Source organism: Micromonospora sp. WMMD1120 (assembly GCF_029626235.1).
In the GTDB taxonomy this organism is placed as follows: Bacteria; Actinomycetota; Actinomycetes; order Mycobacteriales; family Micromonosporaceae; genus Micromonospora.
On record NZ_JARUBO010000005.1, the window covers coordinates 5459803 to 5483587 of the forward strand.

The 23785-nt window shown below is 71.4% G+C and carries 26 protein-coding genes; 11 read left to right on the forward strand and 15 right to left on the reverse strand.

The window, feature by feature from the left end; all coding sequences use genetic code 11:
• Positions 1-3: 3 nt before the first annotated feature.
• Positions 4-504, reverse strand: a complete 501-nt coding sequence (locus O7634_RS25190; protein ID WP_278152600.1) for a hypothetical protein — start codon at positions 502-504, stop codon at positions 4-6.
• Between the two features lie 55 nt (positions 505-559).
• Positions 560-1108, reverse strand: coding sequence for a peptide deformylase (def, locus tag O7634_RS25195; protein WP_278152601.1), 549 nt, complete (start codon positions 1106-1108; stop codon positions 560-562).
• Positions 1109-1167: 59 nt separating this feature from the next.
• Here def and O7634_RS25200 point away from each other — a divergent pair, with 59 nt between their 5' ends.
• From O7634_RS25200 to O7634_RS25215, 4 genes are all read left to right on the forward strand, one after another.
• A complete protein-coding gene (locus O7634_RS25200) occupies positions 1168-1734 on the forward strand; it encodes a helix-turn-helix domain-containing protein (protein WP_278152602.1) in 567 nt (188 codons plus the stop codon).
• A gap of 147 nt (positions 1735-1881) precedes the next feature.
• Positions 1882-2358 (forward strand): hypothetical protein, encoded by a 477-nt coding sequence (locus O7634_RS25205; RefSeq protein ID WP_278152603.1) that lies wholly within the window; start codon positions 1882-1884, stop codon positions 2356-2358.
• Complete coding sequence (locus tag O7634_RS25210) at positions 2340-3317, forward strand: hypothetical protein (RefSeq protein ID WP_278152604.1); 978 nt, start codon at positions 2340-2342, stop codon at positions 3315-3317. Before O7634_RS25205 ends, O7634_RS25210 begins: the two co-directional genes overlap by 19 nt.
• A 174-nt stretch (positions 3318-3491) precedes the next feature.
• A complete protein-coding gene (locus tag O7634_RS25215) occupies positions 3492-4739 on the forward strand; it encodes a cytochrome P450 (RefSeq protein ID WP_278152605.1) in 1248 nt (415 codons plus the stop codon).
• A 24-nt stretch (positions 4740-4763) separates the two neighbouring features.
• On the opposite strand, the gene O7634_RS25220 is transcribed toward O7634_RS25215, so the two are convergent.
• Genes O7634_RS25220 through O7634_RS25245 form a run of 6 tightly spaced genes read right to left on the reverse strand, consistent with a single transcriptional unit; the run spans position 4764 to position 11654 of the window.
• The gene (locus O7634_RS25220) at positions 4764-5297 is read right to left on the reverse strand and encodes a plastocyanin/azurin family copper-binding protein (protein ID WP_278152606.1); all 534 of its coding nucleotides are present in this window, start codon (positions 5295-5297) and stop codon (positions 4764-4766) included.
• 27 nt (positions 5298-5324) lie between these two features.
• Positions 5325-7775, reverse strand: a complete 2451-nt coding sequence (locus O7634_RS25225) for a Dyp-type peroxidase (protein ID WP_278152607.1) — start codon at positions 7773-7775, stop codon at positions 5325-5327.
• Between the two features lie 25 nt (positions 7776-7800).
• On the reverse strand, positions 7801-8340 hold the full coding sequence (locus O7634_RS25230; RefSeq protein ID WP_278152608.1) for a carboxymuconolactone decarboxylase family protein: 540 nt from the start codon (positions 8338-8340) through the stop codon (positions 7801-7803).
• A gap of 8 nt (positions 8341-8348) precedes the next feature.
• Positions 8349-9353: an NAD-dependent epimerase/dehydratase family protein gene (locus O7634_RS25235; protein ID WP_278152609.1), complete on the reverse strand. Its 1005-nt coding sequence runs from the start codon at positions 9351-9353 to the stop codon at positions 8349-8351.
• The gene (fabF, locus tag O7634_RS25240) at positions 9343-10581 is read right to left on the reverse strand and encodes a beta-ketoacyl-ACP synthase II (RefSeq protein WP_278152610.1); all 1239 of its coding nucleotides are present in this window, start codon (positions 10579-10581) and stop codon (positions 9343-9345) included. The genes O7634_RS25235 and fabF overlap by 11 nt, the downstream gene beginning before the upstream one ends.
• A complete protein-coding gene (locus O7634_RS25245) occupies positions 10578-11654 on the reverse strand; it encodes a 3-oxoacyl-[acyl-carrier-protein] synthase III C-terminal domain-containing protein (protein WP_278152611.1) in 1077 nt (358 codons plus the stop codon). The genes fabF and O7634_RS25245 overlap by 4 nt, the downstream gene beginning before the upstream one ends.
• Before the next feature lie 115 nt (positions 11655-11769).
• Between O7634_RS25245 and O7634_RS25250 the strand changes: the two genes are divergently transcribed.
• Complete coding sequence (locus O7634_RS25250) at positions 11770-13182, forward strand: hypothetical protein (RefSeq protein ID WP_278152612.1); 1413 nt, start codon at positions 11770-11772, stop codon at positions 13180-13182.
• A gap of 33 nt (positions 13183-13215) precedes the next feature.
• On the opposite strand, the gene O7634_RS25255 is transcribed toward O7634_RS25250, so the two are convergent.
• The gene (locus O7634_RS25255; RefSeq protein ID WP_278152613.1) at positions 13216-13404 is read right to left on the reverse strand and encodes a hypothetical protein; all 189 of its coding nucleotides are present in this window, start codon (positions 13402-13404) and stop codon (positions 13216-13218) included.
• A gap of 180 nt (positions 13405-13584) precedes the next feature.
• On the opposite strand from O7634_RS25255, the gene O7634_RS25260 reads away from it, so the two are divergent.
• On the forward strand, positions 13585-13959 hold the full coding sequence (locus O7634_RS25260) for a recombinase family protein (protein WP_278152614.1): 375 nt from the start codon (positions 13585-13587) through the stop codon (positions 13957-13959).
• A gap of 71 nt (positions 13960-14030) precedes the next feature.
• Here O7634_RS25260 and O7634_RS25265 read toward each other — a convergent pair whose 3' ends face one another.
• Positions 14031-14723 (reverse strand): class I SAM-dependent methyltransferase, encoded by a 693-nt coding sequence (locus tag O7634_RS25265; protein WP_278152615.1) that lies wholly within the window; start codon positions 14721-14723, stop codon positions 14031-14033.
• Positions 14724-15322: 599 nt separating this feature from the next.
• Between O7634_RS25265 and O7634_RS25270 the strand changes: the two genes are divergently transcribed.
• A complete protein-coding gene (locus tag O7634_RS25270) occupies positions 15323-16363 on the forward strand; it encodes a cation transporter (RefSeq protein ID WP_278152616.1) in 1041 nt (346 codons plus the stop codon).
• Positions 16364-16383: 20 nt separating this feature from the next.
• Here the strand turns inward: O7634_RS25270 and O7634_RS25275 are convergent, their stop codons facing one another.
• Positions 16384-16587, reverse strand: coding sequence for a hypothetical protein (locus tag O7634_RS25275; RefSeq protein ID WP_278152617.1), 204 nt, complete (start codon positions 16585-16587; stop codon positions 16384-16386).
• Between the two features lie 163 nt (positions 16588-16750).
• Between O7634_RS25275 and O7634_RS25280 the strand changes: the two genes are divergently transcribed.
• Both O7634_RS25280 and O7634_RS25285 read left to right on the forward strand, forming a co-directional pair.
• Positions 16751-17530, forward strand: coding sequence for an SDR family NAD(P)-dependent oxidoreductase (locus tag O7634_RS25280; RefSeq protein ID WP_278152618.1), 780 nt, complete (start codon positions 16751-16753; stop codon positions 17528-17530).
• A gap of 305 nt (positions 17531-17835) precedes the next feature.
• The gene (locus O7634_RS25285) at positions 17836-19254 is read left to right on the forward strand and encodes an FAD-dependent monooxygenase (protein ID WP_278154074.1); all 1419 of its coding nucleotides are present in this window, start codon (positions 17836-17838) and stop codon (positions 19252-19254) included.
• Between the two features lie 77 nt (positions 19255-19331).
• On the opposite strand, the gene O7634_RS25290 is transcribed toward O7634_RS25285, so the two are convergent.
• Complete coding sequence (locus O7634_RS25290) at positions 19332-19568, reverse strand: hypothetical protein (RefSeq protein WP_278152619.1); 237 nt, start codon at positions 19566-19568, stop codon at positions 19332-19334.
• A 93-nt stretch (positions 19569-19661) separates the two neighbouring features.
• Between O7634_RS25290 and O7634_RS25295 the strand changes: the two genes are divergently transcribed.
• Positions 19662-20357 (forward strand): TetR/AcrR family transcriptional regulator C-terminal domain-containing protein, encoded by a 696-nt coding sequence (locus O7634_RS25295; RefSeq protein ID WP_278152620.1) that lies wholly within the window; start codon positions 19662-19664, stop codon positions 20355-20357.
• A 34-nt stretch (positions 20358-20391) separates the two neighbouring features.
• On the opposite strand, the gene hemC is transcribed toward O7634_RS25295, so the two are convergent.
• From hemC to O7634_RS25310, 3 genes are all read right to left on the reverse strand, one after another.
• Positions 20392-21333, reverse strand: coding sequence for a hydroxymethylbilane synthase (hemC, locus tag O7634_RS25300; RefSeq protein WP_278152621.1), 942 nt, complete (start codon positions 21331-21333; stop codon positions 20392-20394).
• 102 nt (positions 21334-21435) lie between these two features.
• Positions 21436-22323: an RNA polymerase subunit sigma-70 gene (locus tag O7634_RS25305; RefSeq protein ID WP_278152622.1), complete on the reverse strand. Its 888-nt coding sequence runs from the start codon at positions 22321-22323 to the stop codon at positions 21436-21438.
• Positions 22296-23123, reverse strand: coding sequence for an alpha/beta hydrolase fold domain-containing protein (locus O7634_RS25310; RefSeq protein ID WP_278152623.1), 828 nt, complete (start codon positions 23121-23123; stop codon positions 22296-22298). The genes O7634_RS25305 and O7634_RS25310 overlap by 28 nt, the downstream gene beginning before the upstream one ends.
• 84 nt (positions 23124-23207) lie before the next feature.
• On the opposite strand from O7634_RS25310, the gene O7634_RS25315 reads away from it, so the two are divergent.
• Complete coding sequence (locus O7634_RS25315) at positions 23208-23774, forward strand: GNAT family protein (protein ID WP_278152624.1); 567 nt, start codon at positions 23208-23210, stop codon at positions 23772-23774.
• Positions 23775-23785: the final 11 nt, after the last annotated feature.

Here is a 23785-nt window from a genome sequence, read left to right on the forward strand (position 1 = left end):
TGGTCAGCCGTGCGGATGCGAGTCGAGCCGGTCCGTCGAACCCGCCGCCAGGGCCTGGTCGACGTGCTGGATGCCGGCGCGGACCAGGTCGCCGTACCCGTCGGCGGGCAGGTGCCCGACGAGGCCGCGCGCGGTGTCCAGGTGCGCGTGGGCGGCCGTGGTGTGACCCAGCCGCCGGTGCACGTCGGCCAGGTTCAGGTGCAGCGACGGCAGGAAGTCGCGTACCCGCAACGCGTGGTGGTGCTCCCGGGCCCGGTCGTCGGTGAGGTCGGTGACGGCGGCGAGGGCCCGTTCGTCCCACAGCAGCTCGGCCTCGGCGCTGTCCTGCAGGTCCGCGACGTGGTGGGCGAGAGTGCAGCGGTGCAGGGCGTCGCCGGTCGGTCCGATCTCGGCCCACAGGTCGGTGAGGACGTCGCGGGCGCGCGCCGCGTCGCCGGTCTGGCCGAGCCGCACCGCGTCGATGATGCGCGTCATGGTCGGGTCCGGTGCTGTCTGATCGATCATGCCGGCATGCTGCGGCCTCGACCCGGTCGAGGGTCAACCCGCCGGTCATCACGGCTCACCGGAACGGTCGTCGCTGCGGGTGTGGGCTGAGTTTGACGCGGGGCTGCTCGTGCCCGGCCCACCGGGCGCGGCGGATGTCGCGCAGGGCGATCCGTCGCGTCGCGGGGTCCAGTCGGTCGAGGAACAGGACGCCGTCGAGGTGGTCCGTCTCGTGTTGCAGACAGCGGGCCACCTCGGCGGTGCCGACCACCTGTGCCGGACGCCCGTGCATGTCCACGCCGGTGGCCACCGTGTGCATCCTCCGCCGGGTGTCGTAGTACAGGCCGGGGATCGACAGGCACCCTTCGGGACCGTCCTGCTCCTCGTCGTCGGGGAAGTCCAGGACCGGGTTGATCAGATGCCCGCGTACCCCGTCGACGTCGAAGACGAAGACCCGCAGGCCGATGCCGAGTTGTGGGGCGGCCAGGCCGGAACCGCGCTCGTCGCGCAGGGTGTCGGTCAGGTCGGCGACCAGCCGGCGCAGTTGCCTGTCGAAGTCGGTCACCTCCTCGGCGACCTCGCGCAGGACCGGGTCACCGAACAGTCGCACCGGTAGTACCGCCATCTCCACCTCCGGCCACTTTGCAAAGACTTTGCAAAGTGGGAGGTTACTATAGTCGGGCGATGACCGAACACTCCCCGACCAGCCCCGCGCTCGGGCACCCGCTGCGGGTCGCCCTGCTGCGACTCGTGGAGGAACAGGGCAGCGTCACCTCCAACGAGGCCGCGCGCCGTTTGGGCGAGAGTTCCGGGGCGTGCTCGTTCCACCTCCGGCAACTCGCCCGCTACGGGTACCTGGAGCAGGATGGCGACGGCCGCGGCCGGGCGCGGCCGTGGCGGTTGCGCGGCGCCCCGCCGGCCGCGCAGCCGGATCTCCCGTTCGGGTCGCTCGCCCGGGAGCTGGAGGACGAGGGTTACCGTCGCTGGCTGGCCCTTCGTGAGCAGGCGCCGCGGCACTGGCAGCGCGACGAGGCGTTCAGCGCCGTGCTCTACCTGACCCCCGACGAGCTGTCCACCGTCGCCGCCGCCGTGCACGACGTGCTCGCCCCGTTCCGGGACCGCGAGGCCCACCCGGCGCGCCGGCCGACCGACGCCGAGCCGGTCGCCTTCGTCACCCGCATGTTCCCCCTGCTCCCTGCCGTGCCGACCGCGCACGACAGCGCCGCCGACGCCGAGCACCGGACCGAGTAGACCCACCTCGACCCGACCGATCGACAACGCTCAGCCTGCTCACAGCGGCCGTACGGGACGATCCGTCCGCGCTGTGGCGACTGTCCCTCCTGGCCGCCGACGATTCCCCCACGCCCTGGTACATGGTGTTTCCTGTCGGTGTTCTCGATGGGGCTGGCCCTGTCGACCCTCGGATTGGTGCACCGGTGGGGGCAACAGGTTCCGCGGTGGGTGCCGCTGATCGGCGCTCGCCGCATCCCGGCGCGTCCCGTGGTGCTCGCGGCACTTGTCGGCGGTGCGCTGCTCGTCGCCATCTGCGCGTACCTCATCCCGAACAGTCAGTTCCACTTCGTGGAGCGGGGCTGGGTGGGGATCGGCGGCGACGAGCCGACACGCGAGCGTCCCGGCACGGACGTGCTGCGCTACTACGTGCCGATGGTGCTCTGGGGTCCGCTCGTGATAGCCGTCGCGGTCGACTACGCCCGCCGCGTCGCAGTGGTCCGGTCGCCGCGACCGCATAATATTTACGTTTCTCAATTGTTGAAACTCCGGGACGCCCTCGTGCGACCGACGTGCACAGTGACTCGCATCCCACTGTCTGTAGCCGTCCGTGAAGGAACCTGTGTATGTCCAAGAGAGCACTGACCCGGGTGGCCATCTCGGCGCTGGCCGTCGTCGGCGTGTTGACGGCGTCGGCCACGTCGGCGTCGGCCGCGACCGTCACCCTCACGAATCCCCGCATCGCGGTCCACTTCGACTACGCGGCCGGCCAACAGCCGGAGAACATCCTGGTCCGACCGGACGGCACCGCGGACCTGGTGCTCGCCCGCAGCTACCAGGTCGTGAACGTGGATCGCCAGGGTCGCGTCCGCGTCCTGGGGACGCTTCCCGCGCCGAGCGACGGGGGCGCGAACACGCCCGTGCTGGGGTTCGCCCTCGCGACCGGCATCGCGCGGTCCGACGACGGCACCCTCTACGTGGGGTACGCGGCGGGCTCCAGTGAACTCACCGGGATCTGGCGGCTCCGCCCCGGTGGGGCTCCCCGCCGGATCGCCGCCCTGCCGGCGAACTCGCTGCCCAACGGCATGGCCCTGAACAGGGACACCGGTGATCTGCTGGTCGCCGACTCCGTGCTCGGTCGCATCTGGCGCGTGCCCACCGGCCGGGGCGAGCCCAGTGTGTGGGTCAGCGACCGGGCGCTGGAGAGGGTGGGGGAGTTCCAGATCGGCGCGAACGGTCTGAAAATCCACAACGGAGCTGTCTGGGTCAGCAATTCCGACCAGGGGACGCTGCACCGAATTCCTGTCGACCGTCGGGGAAACGCCGGACCGTTCGAGCTCAGGGCCTCCGGCATCGTCAATGTCGACGACTTCGATTTCGTCGGTCGCAGCAACGTCGTCGTCGCCGCGCTCAATGTGTCGAACCAGGTCGTGGTGATTCAGCCCGATGGCACGTACACCGTGGCACTCACCGCCGAGGACGGCCTCAACATCGCCACCGCGATCGGCATCCGCGGCACCACCGCCTACGTGACCAGCGGATCGTTCCTGCTGACGAGCGGACAGGACCCGAACCTGCTGCTCGCCGACATCACCATGGGTTAGCGGGTCGTCAATTCGGCGTGTTCTCGCTCGGCTGCTTCGAGTGGGAACACGCCGAGCTCGGGGGAGTCGCGGCCCCGAGCATCCATTGACGAACGTCATCGCAGTGTCTGGAAGGCATGCGATTTCTTTGACATCATGGTCACCCGATGACGCTCACGTGTGGGGAGGCGGACGGTGGCACTGGGAGTCGACGACATCAATCTCACCGACTGGGAGTTCTGGGCGCGTCCGCTGGAGGAGCGACAGAGGGCTTTCTCGGTGCTGCGCGAGCGGGAAGGCCTGGCGTTCTTCGAGGAATCCGACCTCGTCACCCTCCCCAGAGGGCCGGGCTACTACGCTGTGGTCACCCACGCCGACGTGACCGAGGCGTCCCGGCGGCCCGCGGATTTCTGCTCCGGCAGGGGCGCCGTCAACATCCCGGACCTGCCTCCGGAGATGAACGAGTATTTCGGCTCGCTGATCAGCATGGACGACCCGCGACACTCCCGCATCCGCCGCATCGTCTCCCGAGCGTTCTCCCCGCGGATGATCCAGCAGCTGGAACGTCAGGTGGCGACGGCGGCCGCCGGGATCGTCTCCGAGGTCAGGGCCGGCGGCAGCGGTGACTTCGTCGCCGACGTCGCGGCCCGGCTCCCACTGAAGATCATCTGCGACATGATGGGTGTTCCCGAGCAGCACTATCAGACCGTTCTGGACGCCTCGACCCTCATCCTCGCCGGCAACGACCCCGAACTCGTCGTACAGAACAACTACGAAGAGATCACCCTGAACATGCGCGTCGCCGGCCAGACGTTGTACGACATCGTCGGGGACCTGAGCGGCCGGCGTCGGGCCGACCCCACCGACGATCTCACCTCCGCCCTGGTCAACGCGAATATCGACGGTGAGTCGCTCACCGACCAGGAGCTCGGCTCGTTCTTCATCCTGTTGCTGGTCGCCGGCAACGAGACCACCCGCAACGCCATCGCGCACGGCCTGCACCTGCTGACCACCAATCCGGACCAGCGGGCGCTGTTGCTCGACGACTTCGACGCCCGCATCCCGGACGCCGTCGAAGAGATCGTGCGCTACGCGGCCCCGGTCATCTGGATGCGTCGGACCGCGACCCGCGACACCATGCTCAACGAACACCACGTCAAGGCGGGCGACAAGTTGATCCTCTACTACTGGTCGGCCAACCGGGACGAGACGGTTTTCCGGGACCCCGAGCGGTTCGACATCACCCGTCATCCCAACCCGCACCTCGGGTTCGGAGGACCGGGCCCGCACTTCTGCCTCGGCGCCCACCTCGCGCGTTGGGAGATCACCCTGATGCTCCGCGAACTGTTCACCCAACTCCCGACCATCCGCACCGTCGGCGAACCGGACCGCCTGCTGTCCGACTTCATCAACGGCATCAAGCACCTGCGGTACGAGATCTGACCGGGCGCGCCACCCACGCGCTCCTCAACGCCCGGCGCCGGGCGTCGGCGTGGTGGGCAGGGCCAGCGGAGGGCCGCTGACCTCGAGGACGCCCCGCATGCCGGTGGTCAGGTGATAACGGCACGGGTACGGGTAGCGACCCGACGCCGTGACCGTCACCCGCACGGTGCCGGCCTGACCGCCGTTGAGGTTGCCCGTGCCGGCGGCGCCGTCCACCGAGGGCGGGACCGTCGTAGTCGGGGCTCCCGCATCGACTGTGACGCTGTGCGGCGTCACCCCGTCATTGCGGAAGGTGAACTCGATGACACCGGGCCGGGCGCGCACCAGCGACGGGACGACGGCCAGCTCGTCGGTAAGGGTGATCTCGATCCGCTGTACCCCGTCCGGGCTCACGCTCGCCTCCACGGGCTGCGGAGCGTTGCGACCGGAGGAGTCGAGTCCGGCCGCGCCGGAGCCGCCCGGCCCGCCCTCGGGCCCCCAGACACCACAGCCGGACGTCAGGACAAGGAGGGCGACGGCCTGGGCGCCGGCGCGGCGCATGCGCTGGCGAGATCGCACGGGGTGGCTCCTTTCCGGGTCGCGGTTCTACGAGTCCAGCAGGCCCTGGCCGAGGTAGTCGCCCTCCGCGACGCCACCGGGCATGGCGAACAGCGCGCTGCTCTCGTGTCGGACGAACCGGCTCAGCGCGTCGCCCTCCGCCAGACGACGCTGGACCGGCATGAAGCCGTGCCGCGGGTCGGCCTGCCAGGCCAGAAAGAGAAGACCCGCGTCCGGGTGGCCGTCCGAGGCGACACCGTCGGCGAAGGACAGTCCGCGGCGCAGCATCGCGGCGCCGTTGTTGAACTCCGGCGCGGCCCGGCGGATGTGGGCGTCGGCGGGGATGGCCGGGTTGCCGTCACTGGACAGCGTGCCGAAGTTGGCCGGGGTGGATTCCCCACCGCCGGACAGCGGCGCCCCGTTGTCCTTGCGCCGGCCGATCACCCGCTGCTGCGCCGTCAGGTCCAGCCCGTCCCACGAGTCCATGAGGATGCGGATGCGCCGCACCACGAGGTAGCTGCCGCCGCGCATCCAGGCCGGCTCGGCGTCGTCCGGCACGAAGACCTTGGTGTCGAAGTCCGCATCGGTGGGTCGGGGGTTGTTGGTGCCGTCGAGGTGGCCCATCAGGTTGCGGTGGTCGGCCGTACCGCTCGTGTTGGGCGTGCCGGTGAAGCCGCTCATCTGCCAGCGCAGCCGCGCTGTGCCGCCGGCCAGCCGTTCCAGGGCGCGCGCGGCATGGAAGACGACCGACGGATCGTCGGCGCAGATCAGCACGCCCAGGTCGCCGTCGCTGCGGGCGGGATCGAGGCGCTCGCCGGGGAAGGCGGGCATCGGCGTGAGCGCCTCCGGCCGCGCGGTGCGGGGCAGTCCAGCTTTGCCGAACACCGATGGGCCGAACCCGACGGTGATGGTCAGCCCGGCCGGCCCGCCTCCCGCGGCCACGGGGTCGGTCTCGTCGAGGGGGCGCCCGGCCGCGAGGGTGGCCGCCGTGGCCGTCCAGCCGCGCAGCATCGCCCGCAGCGCGGCCCGATTGGCGCCGGGCCGGAGGTCGTAGGCGGCGATCCGGCCGTGCGCCTGCCGCCGTACCGGGGTGGCGATGCCTGCCTGCTGCCTGCCATGGAAGGGCACGGTCCGGCTGCCTCCGGCCCCCGGCGACACCGCCATCGGGGTGCGCGGTTGCTGCCCGCTCGGCCGGTCCAGCACTCCCAGCCCCATTCCGGCCAGGCCGCCCAGCCCGCTGGCGGTGACGTAGCCGACGACGCCACGCCGGCTGAACCGGGTCGACCCGCCCTCTGGGCCAGCCGTGCCCGCCGCCGCCACCGGCTCGGCATCCGGTCGCGCCGCCGCCACGGACCCACCGACGTCCGGCTCGCGTACCGCTGTGGTCGTGGAGGCGGGAATCGGCTCGGTGCCGCCGGCCGCCGGGTGGAGGTGCGCGGCGGCTGTCACCGTCCCGGCGGCATGACCTGCTCGCCGCCGCTCGGTTCTGAGCACCACCGGGAGCGCGGCGATCAGCCCGAGCCCGACTCCCAGCACGACGCTGGCGCTGGCCCGGTCGAGGGCCAACGGCAGCACCGACGGGACCGAGGAGCGCCACAGCACCGGCAGGTCCGGCCACCCGGTGGTGACGACGACGGCCGCTCCGGCCACCGCGGCCAACCAGATCCCGCCGGTCCGGCGCCGGGCCAGGAGCACCGCCACGGCCACGGCGAACGGCCACAGCATGAGCTGGATGGTGAGCATGCCGATGCGGGCGGGCAGGCTGGCGTCGGCCACGGCCGCGAACCCCACTGTGTGCCCGACATCCGCGGCCACCAGCAGCCCTGTCACGGCGGCCAGCCACCGGTGTGGCCGGCGCAGCAGGCCGACCGCCGCCACGCAGATTGTGAGCAGGACGGCGACGCCCAGCCAGCCCCACGGCGCGGGACCGGGCACCCAGTCAAGGGCGCCGCTGGCGGTCAGCCTCTGGTCGCCGTGGTCGAGCACTACCGTCCAGGCGGCGATGTGGTGGAAGGTGTCCGGAGAGCTGGCGACCCCCGGCGGCAACCGCTGGAGCATCCAGTGGATCCGGTGGTCGTGCCAGCGATAGACCCGATCACCGGAGACCTTGCGCCACTCCGGCGACCGGCCCGGGCCGGCGCGCGCCGGGACCGGCGTCACCCCGTTCCGGTCCCTGTTCAGGTAGGTGGCCGGGGAGTTGTCGTTGACGAACACGCCGTCGCCGCCCACCCGCAGGTACGGTTCGCCCTGGTAGCCACGAACCACGACCTCGGTCTGCGTGTCGTTGCGCACCCGCAGGCGACTGCCGTTCTCGATCACGGTCAACGCCACGCCCGCCACCGGTGGGGACAGCCCGGTCAGCGTGGTCCGGAAGTTCGTCGCACCCACCCCGCCGACCGAGTGCGCCGCGGCGGGGCCCGCCGGCAGCACCGCCGACCCGACGGCGAGGACGAGGGCCAACAGCCGCAGCCCGGTCCGCCGGCCGGTACGACGTCTCATGACGACTCTCCCCTTCCACCGTTGGTCAGCGGCGCAGCTGCGCGACCTCGACCTCGGCGGCCGGCTCCAGGTCGACCTGGACGGCGTTCATCACCCGCCCGAGCATCAGATAGAACCCGATGGCGAGGATCAGCTCCATCGTCTCGCGAGGAGGCAGGGACACCGCGTCGAACGTGTCGTCGTCGACGTCGCCGGCGACGACCTCGGTGGTGAGCGCCAGAACGCTCCTCTGGAGCTCGGTGAACTCCGGCCCGTCGATCCGGCCGGCACGTACCGCCTCGACCTGCTCGGCGGTGACCCCGACCTGGAGGGCGATCCGCTCGTGCTGCACCGCCTCGTATTCCGCGCCGCTGAGCTGGGCGGTACGCAGGATGGCCAGCTCCCGCAGGGCCGGGTCCAGCTGCTGGGCGGTCAGGATCGCCTGACCGAGCCGGAGGAACGGGCGCAGGCAGGTCTCCGCGTGCGCGATCAGCTGCACGATGCCGACCTTGGCGGGCATCGCGCGCAGCGCCTCGGCGACGGGCTCGCTCGCCTCGTCGGCGTTCACATAGGGCAGTCTGGCCATTGTTCTCCTCAGAGCAGGCCGCGGGCGCGTGCCGCGGCGACCGTCTCGGCGAGCACGCTTACCCCGTCGTGGCGGGGCTGCCAGCCGAGTTCCTTACGCGCCCGGGTGCAGTCCACGAGCACCGGCGCGCTCAACAGGTGGGCGTAGAACTGGAGCTCCGGCGGTGTCCACGGGGTCAGCTCGGCGAGACCCCGTCCCGCCCGGGCGACTCCTCGTGGGATGCGCAGGACCGGCCAGCCGAGTGCCCGGCTCACCTCGCTGATGGACAGTTCCTCGGGCGCGGCCAGGTTGTACGCCCCGGGCGGACCGGCGCCGAGGATCCCGGCGAGAAACGCGTCGACCACGTCGGAGGCGTGCACCAGTTGCATCGGCACGCCCGCGTCGAGCACCACGGGGCGGACTACCCGGCCGGCGGCCCGGCGGACCCCGGTCGGTAGCCGGGCGGCCAGCAACCGGTACGGGTTGTCCCGCACCAGCGCCAGCGACTCCGGACCGCCCACCACGCACGACCGGAACCGGTACGCCTCGACGTCCGTGCCGGCGACGAGATCGGTCAGCATCCTTTCGGTGGCGACCTTCTCGCCGGTGTACGCGTAGTTGCGGTTCGGTCGGCTCGGGGTCTCCTCCGGCAGGAGGGCGGTCGTGCGCTCGTGGAAGCCGTACACCGCCGCCGACGAGGCGTAGACGATCCGCCGGACGCTGGCGTCGCGCGCGGCGGTGAACACGTTCCGGCACCCGTCGAGGTTGATCCGTCGGGTCTCCGCACGCGGCCCGAAGATGAGGAAGGCCAGGTGCACGACGACGTCCGCGCCCGCCACACCCCGGGCCATCGCCGCGGCGTCGAGGACGTCGCCAGCCAGGAACCGCACCTTGGTCAGCCCGGCGGCGAACGGGTCGAACGCGCCACGCGCGATCGCCGTGATCTCGGCGACCTCCGGCGCGGCGTCGAGCCGCCGCAGTAACGGCAGGCCGAAATCGCCGGTCGCACCGGTAACCGCGACGCTAAGTCCCATCGTCCACCTTCCGTAGCGCCAGACAGCTGTTGTGACCGCCGAAGCCCATCGACAGCGAGATGGCGGCGTCGGCGCGGTGCTCGCGCGCCGTGCCGGGCACGTAGTCCAGGTCGCAGTCCGGGTCGGGACGGGTCAGGTTGATGGTCGGCGGCAGCACACCGTCGCGCAGCGCGAGTGCCGTGGCGGCCGCCTCGACCGCGCCCGCGGCCCCGAGCATGTGGCCGGTCATCGACTTGGTCGAGCTGACCGCGAGCCGGTACGCGTGCGCTCCGAACGCCCGCTTCAGCGCCGCCGTCTCGGCGGCGTCGGAGAGCCGGGTGCCGGTGCCGTGCGCGTTGACGTACCCGATCTGCCCGGGCAGCGCGCCCGCGTCGACGAGCGCGGCGTCGACGGCGCGGGCGGCGCCGCGGCCGGACGGGTCGGGAGCTGTCTCGTGGTACGCGTCGCTGCTCTGTCCGTACCCGGCGATCTCCGCGTAGATCGGCGCGGCACGCCGCCGGGCCGACTCCTCGGACTCCAGGACGAGCGCGGCCGCCCCTTCGGCGATCACGAACCCGTCCCGGTCGGCGTCGAACGGGCGCGACGCGGCGGTCGCCTCGTCGTTGCGCCGGGACAGCGCCCGCAGCTGCGCGAAGCTGGCCAGGATCGGCGGGCAGACCGCGGCCTCGGCGCCGCCCGCCAGACACGCGTCGGCGTACCCGTCGCGGACCATGCGGGCGCCCCAGCCGATCGCGTCGGCGCTGGAACTGCACGCGGTGACCGTGGTGAACGAGGGACCCCGGAAACCGAAGCGGGTGGAGACCAGCGCGGTCGCCATGTTCGGGATGCCGGTCACCACGAACAGCGGTGAGACGTACCGCGCTCCGCGGTCGTGCTCGGCGATCACGCCCTGGCGCATCGTTTCCGCGCCGCCGATGGCGGTGCCGAAGACCACCCCGACCCGGTCCGGGTCGGGGTGGTCGAACGCGGCGTCCTGGATCGCCATCCCGGCGGCGACCAGGGCGAGGTGACACACCCGATCGAGCCGGGCGACGTCCTTGACCTCCAGCCACTCGCGAAGCTCGACGTCGCGCACCTCGCCGGCGATCCGCACCGGATGGTCGGCGGCGTCGAATCCCGTGATGGCGCCGATGCCGGAGCGGCCGGCGAGCAGGGCCGGCCAGAACGCTTTGCCGGAGCCGACCGGCGACACCACCCCGATTCCGGTCACGACCACCCGGCGGGTCACGCGTCGTCCGGCCCGACGGCGGTCAGCAGCAGGTAGGAGATCGCGTACCGGGCCGCCTCGGGCACGAAGCACAACACCTGGTCGCCCGGCTCCAGGGGCTGGGTGCGGTACAACTCCTCCAGGATGGCGTAGATGCTCGCGCAGCCGATGTTGCCGATGCGGTGCAGGTTGGTGAACCAGCGGTCCTCGGGCGGGTACGGCAGGCCGCGGCGGGCGAGCTCGCCCAGGACCCCGGGCCTCAGCGCCTCGCTGGAGTAGTGCGCGCCGAGATACCGCAGCCGGGCCGGGTCGAACCGCCCCTGGCCCAGCAGTCGTTCGTACTCGTTGACACAGACCCGGATCAGGCCGGGAAGCAGACGCAGCTCCTGGCGCAGCAGCAGAGCCCCGTCGGCGACGGCGTCGTGCACCGAGGGGTAGTCACCCCAGTACGGCGAATCGGGGCTGTTGTTGGGCTTGCCGAGGTACGAGCACAGCTCGGTGGTGTTCGCGTACGACGTGAGGCTGAGCCACTCGACGCGCAGGCTCAGCCGGTCCGGCGCGGGACGCGGCCGGAGCACGACGGCGCCGGCGCCGTCGGACAGCATGTACCGCATGAAGGCCAACTCGGTGCCGAGCTTGCGGTCGCCGCTGTCGACGGCGACGCCGGCGAACCGGCTCGCCTTCATGATCCGGGACGTGAACTCGGAGGCGCAGGAGACCGCGCAGTCGGCCTCGCCCAGCCGGACCGCGGCGTAGGCGTCCTTGAGCGCCATCATTCCCGAACTACAGGTGCCGTGGGTGGAACGGATCTCGCAGGGCGGATTGCCCAGCTCTCCGTGAACCATGCTGGCGATGCCCGGGGCGACGAGGTCCGGAAAGCTCGCCGCGGCGGCGAGGAAATCGATCTCGTCAAGGTCGACATTGGCGTGCTTGATCGCCGCCCGCACCGCCTCCGCGGCCATCGACGCATTGGTGTGCAGGGTGCGTTGCTGCTTGTCGATCGCGTAGTGCCGGGTACGAATTCCGCTGTTGCGGACTACCTTGTCGCGCAGGTCGGTCCATTCCGGCCCGAGGCCGCCGATGTACTCCTCCATCTCGGAACTGGGGACCGGATCTCCGGGAAGGAAGCTACCGAGGCCCGTGAGGTAGGCCGGCATTCGCGTCTCCCAACATGTCGAGTACGTCGCCGATGGTCTGCATTCTCAGGATGTGATCGTCGTTGAGCTCGATGTCATGCCGGGTGAGCAGGAGAAACCCCATCTCGACCAGGGCGAGGGAGTCCAGTCCGAGATCTTCGGCCAACCGCGATTCGTCGGTGACCTCGGCCGGATCGATCCCGCGGCGCTGCTCGAGAAATTCCAGAATGTCTTGGCGAAACGGCTCGGGATCCCAAGATTTTGGCACGTCACCAGAGATATCACGACACGGGCAACCTTGACAATGGATCGACGTCTGTCTTTACTTGCCATCATGTCGGTCAATGCCTCCGCGTCTCCGCCGGCCGCCACCCACACCGAGGACGCGATCGGCGCCGTGTTCGGCACCTGGATGATCGCGGGGGGACTGGTCGACGCCTGGGCACACGTTCATGTCACGACCGAACTGGAGAGTTTCGCCACCCCGTATCACGCGGTGCTCTACTCGGGTTTTTTCTGCGCCGCACTGTGGACATTTGTGCTCGCGTACCGCCGGCGGGGCAATGACCCGTACTGGTGGTGGCGACGTTTTCCGGCCGGTTACCGGCTGGGCGCGCTCGGCGCGGTGGGTTTCCTCAGCGGCGGGGTCGCCGACGCGATCTGGCACCAGTTCTTCGGCGTAGAGGCCGACCTCGAGGCGATCCTGTCGCCCACCCATTTCATGCTGAACGTGTCGGCGATGCTCATCGTGACCAGTCCGATGCGTTCGTGGTGGGCCGAGGGGGTCGGCGTGAGCCGGGCACGGACGGTCACCGGTAGCCTCGCCACCGCTCTGGGCACGTCCGCTGCCGGGTTCTTCCTGGTCTACGCCTCCGCGTTCGCCTCGAATTTCGGCCTGCTAGCCCCGGTGCAGCCCTGGAACCGGCGTGACCCGACGAGCCAGCTCACCGCCATCCACGGACTCACCTGCTACCTGGTGACGACCGCCATCGTGGTGATCCCCCTGCTGCTCATCTACCGCCGCCGCCCGGTGCCCGGCGCGGGCACACTGATCGTCGCGCTGGTCGCGCTGTTCACCCTGGTCATGTACGAGTTCCCGGGGACGCCGACGGTGGGGGTGCTCCTCGCCGTCGTCGGTGCGGCGGTGGCCGAGCTGGTCCTGCACGCCTGGGGTCGGTCACGCCCGGATGCCTCCCCGACACCGCTGCCGGTCGTCGGCGCGGTCTTCGCGGCGCTGCTCTGGGGTGCGCAGTTCGCCGGTCTGCACCTGGCCGACGGCGTCCGCTGGCCGGTCGAGCTGTGGAGCGGCACCATCGTGCTCACCGCACTCACCGCCGCCGTCCTCGGTGGCCTGGCTCAACGTCCGTCCGTCCGGCGCGTCGGCGCACCCGACGCCGTGATCGCCGCGCCGGCACCGGTCGGCCCGGCTGGGGTCAAGACCGGTGGGCGAACGGAGGAGGGCGTCACTGGAACCGGTCGACGGTGATCGGGATCAGTCCCTGCTGCCGCATCTGCGTCGTCAAACCGCGCAGCAGCAGCCGACCGCCTCATCTCGGTGCCCGAGGAGATGCAGGTCAGTCAAGCCCTCGGGCGGCACACCGGCGGCGACCCGGCGTAGATCCCAGCGGAATGCGTCGCCCGACACCTGACGGTCCACCGTGCCCATGACGCGCGCCTCGGGATCCGTGGGGTCACCGGTGACGGGCATCTGCCACGCCTCGCTGAGCGAACCGGCAGATCCTGCTCGAGGTCGGCGTGGCCGCCGACCGGATCTATCTCGAGCGCGCCTATTCCGGCACCACCCGCCCCGGCCCGGCCTCGACCAGGCCCTCGCCGCCGTACGGCCCGGCGACACGCTCGTCGTGCCGAAGCTGGACTAGCCCGCTCCGTGCCTGACGCCCGGCAGATTGGCGACTCCCTCGCCACCCGCAACATCCGGCTCCAGCTCGGCTCGATGTTGTACGACCCGGCCGACCCGATGGGCAAGATGTTCTTCAACATCCTCGCCACGTTCGCCGAGTTCGAGGTCAACCTGCTGCGCATGCGCACTCGTGAGGGCATGGCGATCGCCAAGGCCAAGGGCAAGCTGCAGGGCCGGGCTCCGAAGCTGTCCGCGCCGCGGCAGGCCCACCTGGTCAAACTGCACGCTGCGGGCGAGCACACCATCGCCGAGCTGGCGGAGTTGTTCGAGGTTTCGCGGCCTACGGTCTACCGTGTCCTCGAACGCGCCACCGCCGCCGGCACCCCGCAGGCCGTGCGCTGACCGTGCCGCAGCGCGCTCTTGCTGAACGACCGCACCGAGCACGTGCGGCGTACGAGTTGCAGTGAGCGTCGTCAGGGCCGGCGTAGGCGCAGGGCTACGAAGCTGGGGCGCTCGGTCAGCCGCTCGTAGCGCTCCGGGTTGATAGCGCGGAGCGTCTCGACTGCCCTCGGCTCGACCAGCCGCTCAAGCACGAACCCGGCGTCTAGCACCTCGGTCACCAGCGATTCGAGGGTCATCCGCTGGAAGCGCATGGTGACCTCGTCAGCCACAGGGAACTCGACCCAGCTCTCGTCGAAGTACGATCCGCCGAAATATTGCCAGTCCGACACCGGATGTGTCGTCGACAGCAGGAACCAGCCGCCCGGCCGCAGCACTCGCCGCACCTCGCCGAGGAACCGGACCCGGTCGGTCAGGTGATGCAGCACCAGCGCGCAGACGACCCCGTCGAACGACGCGTCGGCCGCGAACTCCAGCGGGGTGTCCAGGTCGTGCTGCTGCACTTCGGCGCGATCGCCGAGCAAGGCCCGGGCGTGCCCGACCAGCGTCGCGCTGCCATCAACCGCCACCACCTCGGCTCCCCGGCCGACCAACTCGGCCGCATAGTGGCCGCCGCCACAGCCGGCGTCCAGGATGCGGAAACCGGCGACGTCGCCGGCGAGCGTAAGCATGGCCGGCCGGTCGGTGTAGGCGTTGTGCGGACCGTCGGCGGCGTGCGCCGCGAAGACGTCACCGGCCCGGTCGTGATACGCGTGGGCTGCGGGCATCCGGCAAGCTTGCCCGGGTGGTGGCGCGGGCCGCAACCCGGACGGGCCACACAGCGCGTCAACGCCGCCGCCGGTCAACCTGTTTCGGCCTCGGGATCGCGAAGCGGCCGCAGGTTCTGCTCACTGCTCGGGACGGGGAACTGTAGCGGCCGAACATGGTGATGTGCGCGTAGCCGAGGGGGGAGAGTCGGGCGGCGTCTTCGTCCCCGAACCGGGTATCCCTGGCCGCGCGGCACGTTGACGGCCAAGTCGATGTGGCGGGTATTCCAGAGCACCGCGGCGTTGAGCATGAGCCCGAGCGGCAGCGGCTGGCCGACCAACGGTCATACCCGCCGTGCCACAGCCGTCCGGACACGGCCTTTACGGCACCTCGCCAGATTATCGGATTACTGTTAATAGTATTCCGATAATTAGCCCGACAAAAGGTGCACATCGCTCGCACACCATAATGACAGTTATGGTGCGTGGCGGATCGCGCTGGTGTCGGGGGCGGCCGCTGGCCCTGATCCTTGCCTCGCCCACGCGGATTCAGCGGGAGCAGGTCGGACGAATCCGGTCAGGGAGGGCATTCCTCGCCGAAAATGGGGAAACACCCGCCGGTGCCGGACCTGACCACCCTGCCCTGGCCACTGCCGCTCAGCGCCACGGTGTTCGTCCTCGCCGGGGCGGTCACCGTGGCCGGCAGCGTGCGCCTGGCCGGGCTCGGCGACGCCCTCGCCGACAAGACCGGCTGGGGCGAGGCCCTCTTCGGCGTCGTGTTCTTCGGCATCGTCACCGGCCTGTCCGGCATCATCATGACCATCGTCGCCGCCGGCGGTGGCCAGGCCAGCCTCGGCTACAGCAACGCCGTCGGCGGCATCGCCGCCCAGACCACCGCCGTCGCCGTCGCCGACGCCTTCCACCGCCGCGCCAACCTCGAACACGCCGCCGCGTCGCTGTCGAACCTGCTGTCGGGCTGCCTGCTCATCGCCCTGCTCGCCCTCGCCCTGCTCGCCAGCTACATCCCCGAGACGAGCGTCGCCGGGGTCAACCCGATGTCCGTCGTGCTCGTCGCCTCCTACGTCGGCGGGCTCGTGCTCATCCGCCGCGCCGGCGCACAACCGATGTGGCAGGCCATCGCCACCGCCGAGACCCGCCCCGACGTCCCCCACGACGAGAACGCCCTCAACCAGCACCCACCGGAGTGGCTGTGGACCAACTTCGCCGCCGTCGGTCTCCTCGTCGCGGCCGGGGGCTGGCTCGTCGCCCTCGCCGCCGAAAGCCTGGTCGAGACCACCGGGCTCACCGCCGGATTCGTCGGCGCCGTCCTGATGGGCGTGGTCAACGCCCTCCCGGAGACCGTCACCGCCATCGCCGCCGTACGCCGCGGCGCCGTCACCCTCGCCGTCGCCGCCGTCCTCGGCGGCAACATCCTCGACGTGCTCACCCTCGTCGCCGGGGACATCGCCTACCGGCAGGGTTCGATCTACCACACCGCCGGTGACCAGGAACTCCTCGCGACCACCACCAGCCTGTTCATGACCGCCACCCTGCTCGGCGGTCTGCTCATCCGGCAAACCTGCGGCTGGGGTCGCCTCGGCTTCGAAGGAGTTCTGCTGCTGGCCAGCTACGCCGCGATGACAGTCATCCTCGCCCTGTAGGCACCACCCTCCTCAGCGGGTCATTTCGTCGCGGCGGCCCATTCGGCGGCCGTCGCGGGGCTGTAGTACCGGGTGAAACCGCCGCCCCACGCGATCGGGTCGGCGAGCGGCGCTCCACCCCAACGGGGCGTGCCGGACACGAGCAAGCGGGTGCCGATCTGGTACGCGGGGACCTGCTCGGACGTGGCACCGCCCGTCGCGGCCCCCACGGAGGGCGGCGACATCTCCACCACCTGCCTGGTACCGGCGTTCCCAGGAAGAGCGGACCTCTGGTTGCTCGGTCTGCCGTTTCGCAGGATCGGGTAGCGGAAAGCCGCACAATCACCTCGTGCCGGCCCTCGCGGTGAACCGCGGGACCTGCCGGCCACCGACACTGGGGGAAGAACAGTGAGCAAGCTCGCACTCGTCACCGGCGCCACCTCCGGCATCGGCCGGGCCTTCGCCGACCGCCTGGCCGCCGACGGCTACCGCCTGGTGGTCACCGGTCGGCGCGCCGACCGCCTGGAGGAGTTCGCCGCCGCGCACCCGGAGGGCACCGTCACGCCCGTCGTCGCCGACCTGTCCAGCACCGCCGGCATCGAGGCGGTCGCCGAGATCTGCGCCACCGAGCCGCTGACCATGCTCGTCAACAACGCGGGCGTCGCGCACTACATGCCGATGGCCGAGCTGCCCGCCGACAAGGCAGCCGAGCTGGTGAACGTCAAGGTCCTCGCGCCGACGATGCTCACCCGCGCCGCGGTCGCCGGTATGCAGGAACGCGGCGCGGGCACCATCGTCAACGTGGCCGGCATGATCGCCTTCAGTGGGCCCGCCCCGCACTCGGTGCTGCCCCGGCGCGCCGTCTACGGCGGCAGCCTGGCCTACCTCGTCGCCCTCTCCCAGACCCTGAGCGCGGAGTTGGAGGGCACCGGTGTCACAGTGCAGGTGGTGTGCCCGGGTGTGGTGGCCACCGAGTTCCACGAACGCCAGGGCATGGACCTGAGCGCGGTGCCCAGGATGACGGCCGAGGACGTCGTCACCGCCAGCCTGCGTGGCCTGGAGCTGGGGGAGACCGTCTGCGCCCCGGGCGTCGAGGACGCCGGCCTCCTGGACGCGGTCTTCCGGGCCGACCTCGCCGCCTTCGGCGCGCAGCGCCCCGAGTTGGCCAGCCGCTACCGAGCGGCCTGACCGACCCCGACGCGTCCGGCCCGGGGGAGCGCAGGACGAGGGCGGACGCTCACCGCCCACCCGTGCGGAAAAGGACTGGACGGGCGGTGTCAGAGCTTGTAGCTTGCTGCGGAACGTGACACGTCCGAGGAGGTGAGACCCATGAACGTCGCAGCGATGTGGGTGCTCCGCCTTCCCGTCACGGTCGGGCGATCGACGTAGGTGTCGCCGGGAGCGCCTCGCCACCATGGCCCTCCCGAAAGGCACCACCCATGAACCCTTGGCAATCCACCCCAGCGGCGTCGCCGGTTGCCGGCCCCGACCGCGTGTTCGACGTGATCATCGTGGGCTGTGGCCCGACCGGCGCGATGCTGGCTGCCGAGCTGCGGCTGCACGACGTACGGGTGCTCGTGCTGGAGCGGGACACCGAGCCCGCGTCGTTCGCCCGCATCGTCGGCCTGCACGTCCGCACCATCGAGCTGATGGCGATGCGTGGGCTGCTGGAGCGGGTCCGCGAGCGGGCCCGGCAGCGCCCGGCCGGCGGGTTCTTCGCCGCCATCGACAAACCGGCGCCCACCGACCTGGACACCGCCCACGCCTACCTGCTGGGCACCCCGCAGCCCGTCATCGTCCAACTGCTCGAGGAGCACGCCACCGCCCTTGGCGCGCAGGTGCGGCGCGGCGTCGCGGTGACCGCTGTCGACCAGGACGAGGAGCTGGTCACCGTCGCGCTGAGCGACGGGCGGCGGGTGCGTACCCGATATCTTGTCGGCTGCGACGGCGGGCGCAGCACGGTGCGCAAGCTGCTCGGCGTCGGCTTTCCGGGCGAGCCCGCGCGCAACGAGACGCTGATGGGCGAGATGCTGGTCTCGGCGTCGCCGCAGGACGTCGCCGCGCGGGTGGCCGACGTGTCGGTTCGTCCGTTCTGGCTGCGACCCATGGGCGGGCAGGTATACAGCGTGGTCGTCCCCGCGGCGGGCGTCGCCGATCGTGCCCAACCGCCCACCCTCGATGATTTCCGCACGCGGTTGCGGGCCGTCGCCGGGACCGACTTCGGCGTGCACTCGCCGCGCTGGTTGTCGCGGTTCGGGGACGCCACCCGGCTCGCCGAGCGGTACCGGGTGGGGCGGGTGCTGCTGGCCGGCGACGCGGCACACATCCACCCGCCGATCGGCGGGCAGGGCCTCAACCTGGGTGTGCAGGACGCGGTCAACCTCGGGTGGAAACTGGCCGCGCAGGTGCGGGGTTGGGCGCCGCGGGCGCTGCTGGACACCTACCAGGCGGAACGTCGTCCGGTCGCCGAGGAGGTGCTGGACAACACCCGCGCCCAGACGGAACTGCTCTCGCCCGAGCCGGGCCCGCAGGCGGTACGCCGACTGCTCAGCGAGTTGATGGACTTCGACGTGGTGAACCGGCACCTGATCGAGAAGATCACCGGGATCGCCGTCCGCTACGACCTCGGCCCCGGCCCTGACCTGGTCGGCCGCCGCCTGCGCGACGTCGCCGTCGGTCCGGGGACCCTCTACGACCTGCTGCGCGAGGGCCGGGGGCTGCTGCTGGACCGGACCGGACGGTTGGGCATCGGCGGCTGGTCGGACCGGGTCGGTCACGTCGTCGATCCCGTCGCCGCGGTGGACGCCGCGGGCATCCTGCTGCGCCCCGACGGTCATGTCGCCTGGGTGGGTGACGACCAGCGGAACCTCGACGAGGCCCTCTGCCGCTGGTTCGGCGAGCCCACCGCCTGACCTGCGCCGGCCGCCGGCTCACCGGCCCCGCTCGCCGGCACGGCCACCTTTCCGCCGTGCCGGCGAGCGGCGCGCACCTAGCCGGAGCGCTGCGCGTCGGAGTCGACCTCGATGTCGTAGAGCAACTGCACATGCCGACGGCCGTTCGTGACGCCTACGAAGATCGGCTCACCGACCGGAGTGCGACCGTGGCGCCATGCCTGCGCGCGGGCCGCCTCCCTCGACTCGTGATGTGTCTTGCCCGCCCGGTGCAGGTCCATGACGCGGCGGGCGGTGACCCGGTCACTGTCCAGGTGAACCCGAAGCAGAGGCATGACGCTGTCCCTTCGCGGTCGGCCGCCAGGCTTGTCGGTGCTCAATCAGCTTACCGTTGTTAAGTTTCCCGAGCACTGCACTAGATTGACGGGATGAGCACCGAGTCGGTCTGGTTGCGGCCCGAGTCAGGGCGTCCGCGACGGGTCCTGCCGCTGACCCGCGAGCGCATTGTCGCCGCGGCGGTGACCCTGCTGGACGAGCAGGGTGTGGAGGGCCTCACCATGCGTCGTCTCGCTCAACAACTCGACGTGACGTCCACCGCCCTCTATTGGCACGTGAAGACCAAGGACGACGTCCTGGACCTGGCGGTCGACCGGATCTTCGGTGACGTGCCCCTGCCCGAGCCGAGCGGCGACTGGGCCGAGGACGTCCGGTCTCTCGCTCGTGCCTGGCGGGCCGCGATGCTGCGTCACCCCTGGACGCCACGGTTGGTGGGTCGACCGATGCTCGGACCCAACGTCCTGGCCCGTACCGAGTTCCTGCAGGCCGCCCTCGTGCGCGGCGGACGCGACGGGCTGCACCTCGCGGTGGCCACCCGGATGGTGGCGAACTACGTCATCGGTGCCGCGCTCACCGAAGCCACCTGGCGTCAGACCGCTGATCCGCTGGCGAGAGCGGCAGCCCGCAGCCACCTCGCCGCGCTCGGCGGCGCCTACCCGACCCTGAACGCCTCCGGCCACCTCGACGACAGCCGTTGGGACGACGACATCCTGTTCGAGGAGGGCCTCGACGGCATCCTGCTGGCCGTGGCGCGGACCGGCCGCCCGGACGACGGAGCGCCGACCTAGCCGAGAGCCGGTCGCCCTCGGCCGAGGTGGTGGGTCAGACCGACCCGTACCCGGGCAGGCCGAGCAGGTCCCGGGCGCCCTGGCGGAGCAGCGCCGCGGCGACCGACGTGCCGAGGGTGATCGGGTCCGCCGCCCACTCGTGCACGTCGAGCACCGTCTTGCCGTCCACGCTGATCACCCTCGCCCGCAGGCCGAGACGCCCGTCGGGCTCGGTCCGCGCGAGCGCGGCGATGGGGGAGCGGCAGTTGCCCTGCAGGATGTGCAGCATGGTCCGCTCGGCCGTGGTCTCCTGCCAGGCGCGCGGGTCGTTCAGGCTGGCGGCCAGGTCGCGGGTGCCGGTGTCGTCGTCACGGCACTGCAGGACGAGGGTGCCGGAGCCGACGGCGGGCACCATCGTGTCGACGTCGATCGGGTGGGTGATCCGGTCGGCCCGCCCGATCCGGTGCAGGCCGGACACCGCGAGCAGCAGCGCGTCGTACGTGTCGCCGGCGTCGAGTTTGGCCAGTCGGCTGTTCGCGTTGCCGCGGATCGGCACCGGCACCAGGTGCGGCCAGTGCAGGGCGAGCTGGGCGACCCGTCGGACGGCGGAGGTGCCGATCCGGGTGCCGGCGGGCAACTGGTCGACCCGCAGCCCGCCCGGGTGCACGAGGCAGTCCCGCACGTCGTCGCGGCGCAGGTAGGCGGCCAGCACCGTGCCGGCGGGCGCCGGGCGGTCCCCGGGTACGTCCTTGACGCAGTGCACCGCCAGGTCGACGTCCCCGGCGAGCAGGGCCGCGTCCACCTCCTTGGTGAACGCGCCCTTGCCGCCCAGCGCCGCCAGGTCGCCGAGCCACCGGTCACCGCTCGTCGACATCGACAGCACCTGCACTGTGACGTCGGGGTGCCGCTCGACCAGCAGCGCGCGGACCCGCTCGGCCTGGGCCAGCGCCATCGGGGAGTTGCGGGTGCCGATGCGCAGCACGCGGGAGTCGGGCATACCACCGAGGGTAGACCGCCCGATGTGGACGCCGACGCCGAGCCCTGGGCAGGCCGTCGACGCGCCGGGGCGCCGACGGCCTGCCCAGGTAGCGCTCGTACCTCAGGTCGTGGTGAAGGTGGCGGCCACCTGGGGGTCGCCGAAGAGGGTGATCGCCACGATCCCGTCCTCGGCGACGGTCAACACGGCCACGCCGAAGAGTTCGCCGCGCAACCACGCCACGGCGGCGGGTTGGGCGTTCGCCTCGGTCGCCACCAACCGCCAGTCTCCCGCACCGCCCATCGCCGGGGTCGCGAACGCCAGGCACGCCTCCCGGCCGGTGTACGAGGTCCGCGCACCGACCGGCTCGATGGCCGCGTCGGCACGGAGCACGTCGCGGAAGGCGTCGGCGTCGGACGCCTCCCACGCGGCCAGGTAACCGGCGAGCAGTTGCTTGGCCCGAGGTGAGGAGGAGTCCAGCAGGTCGTCGCGGGTCGGTGCGACCTCGGCGAGTCGCGCCCGGGCCCGTTGCAGGGCGCTCTTCACCGCCGGAACCGTCATATCCAGTGCCGCGGCGGTCTCGGCGGCGGAGAAGGCCAGCACCTCCCGGAACAGGAGGACGGCCCGCTGTCGAGGGGCGAGGTGCTGCAACCCGGCCACGAAGGCGAGTCGTACGCTCTCGCGCGTGGTGACCAGGTCGAGCGGGTCCGTCGGAAGCGGCTGCAACCACAACCCGCCGGAGTCGCCTGAGCCGAGGTCGATGGCGAGATCGCGTCGGCCCCGGCCGTCGAGGACGGTCAGGCAGACGTTCGTGGCGATCCGGTACAGCCAGGTACGCACCGAGGAGCGGCCGGCGAAGGTCTCCCACCCGCGCAGCGCCCGCACGTAGGTGTCCTGCACGACGTCCTCGGCCTCGTGATACCCGCCGAGCATCCGGTACGCGTGGGTGAACAGTCCCCTGCGTTCCCGTTCGAACGCCTCGGTCAGATCGCCAGGCGCGGGCGTACCCATGCGGCCAACCTCCCGATCGCCTCGTCGGCAACCGGTGCGCGCCCGGCGGCCATCTGGAACGTGTGCGGCTGCCCGTCGAAGACGTCCAGTCGGGCGCCAATCCGCTTCGCGAGGCGTTCGCTGTCGCCCCGGCCGCTCTCCGCGCCACCGCACTGCACGTAGACCGGAGGCAACGTGGACAGGTCGGCGTAGAACGCGTTGACCTCCGGTGCGAGGCCGCTGACTCCCTCGGGCAGGTACTGCTGGAGGAGACCCTGCACCATCTCGCGGGTGAAGAAAAGGTCGGTGGCGGCGTTCTCCTCGTAGGAGCTGGCGGTCTGTGCCGGATCCATGTCGATCCAGGGTGACAGCAACAGCAACGCGGCCACGCCGGGTTCGCGGAGAGCGACCTGCACGGCCAGCCCACCTCCGCAGGAGTCTCCGGCGAGCGCGAGTGTCCGGGCGTGCGTCGCCGCCCAGCGGTACGCGGTGAGCGCGTCCTCGGTCTGTGCGGGGTGGCGGAACTCGGGAGCCCGTCGGTAGGTGGCGAGCAGCACGCGTACGCCGGCTGCTTTCGCCAGGTGCCCGTACATCTTGCGGTGGGTGTAGAGCGACCCGCTGACGAAGCCGCCGCCGTGCAGCGCGACGATCACCCGGTCGAGGTCGGCGCCGTGCGGGTCGAGCCACATGGCCGGCACGCCACCCGCCGACACCTCGGTGTAGTCCACGCCGCGCGGCTCGGCGGTGACATCGCCCCACTGATCGTCCTCGCCCATGTCGCCGGCGGCCCAGCGGGCGTACATCTCGGTTATCGCGTTCATGTGGGTATCGACCGTGGGCGCGGTCGAAAGGAATCGCTCGGGCGAGCCGAGGGGTCGGAGATCGCGCCGTTCTAGGATCGCCGGGTGTTCCAGCCCACCTTTCCGCTGCGGACCGCGCGGCTGACGCTGCGCCCGGTCACGGTGGACGACCTCGACGACGTGTACGCCTACCAGCGCCGGCCGGACGTGGTCCGCTGGATGCTCGGGGCCGAGCCGCGTACCCGGGAACAGTCGCGGGCGTCGGTGCTGGCCATGGCCGGTGAGGACGCGCTGCGCGCGGAGGGCGACTGCCTGACGGTGGCAGTGGTCAGCGACGCGACGGTGATCGGCGCGGTGGAGTTGGTGTGGCGCAGCGAGCGCGACCGTACGGCGGAGGTGGGGTTCGTGTTCCACCCCGCCCACGGCGGTCGCGGGTTGGCCACCGAGGCCGCTGCGGCGTTGCTGGGCTGGGGGTTCGGCGAGGTGGGTCTGCACCGGGTCTACGGCAGGTGCCACGCCCGCAACGAGCCCTCGGCGCGGCTGATGACCCGGCTGGGGATGCGCCGGGAGGCCCACCACGTGCGCAGTTACCTGTTCGACGGGGAGTGGGCCGACCAGTTCGTCTTCGCGATCCTGGCCGACGAGTGGCGGTCGCGGGCCGCGCCAGGGTGAGGGTCGCCCCG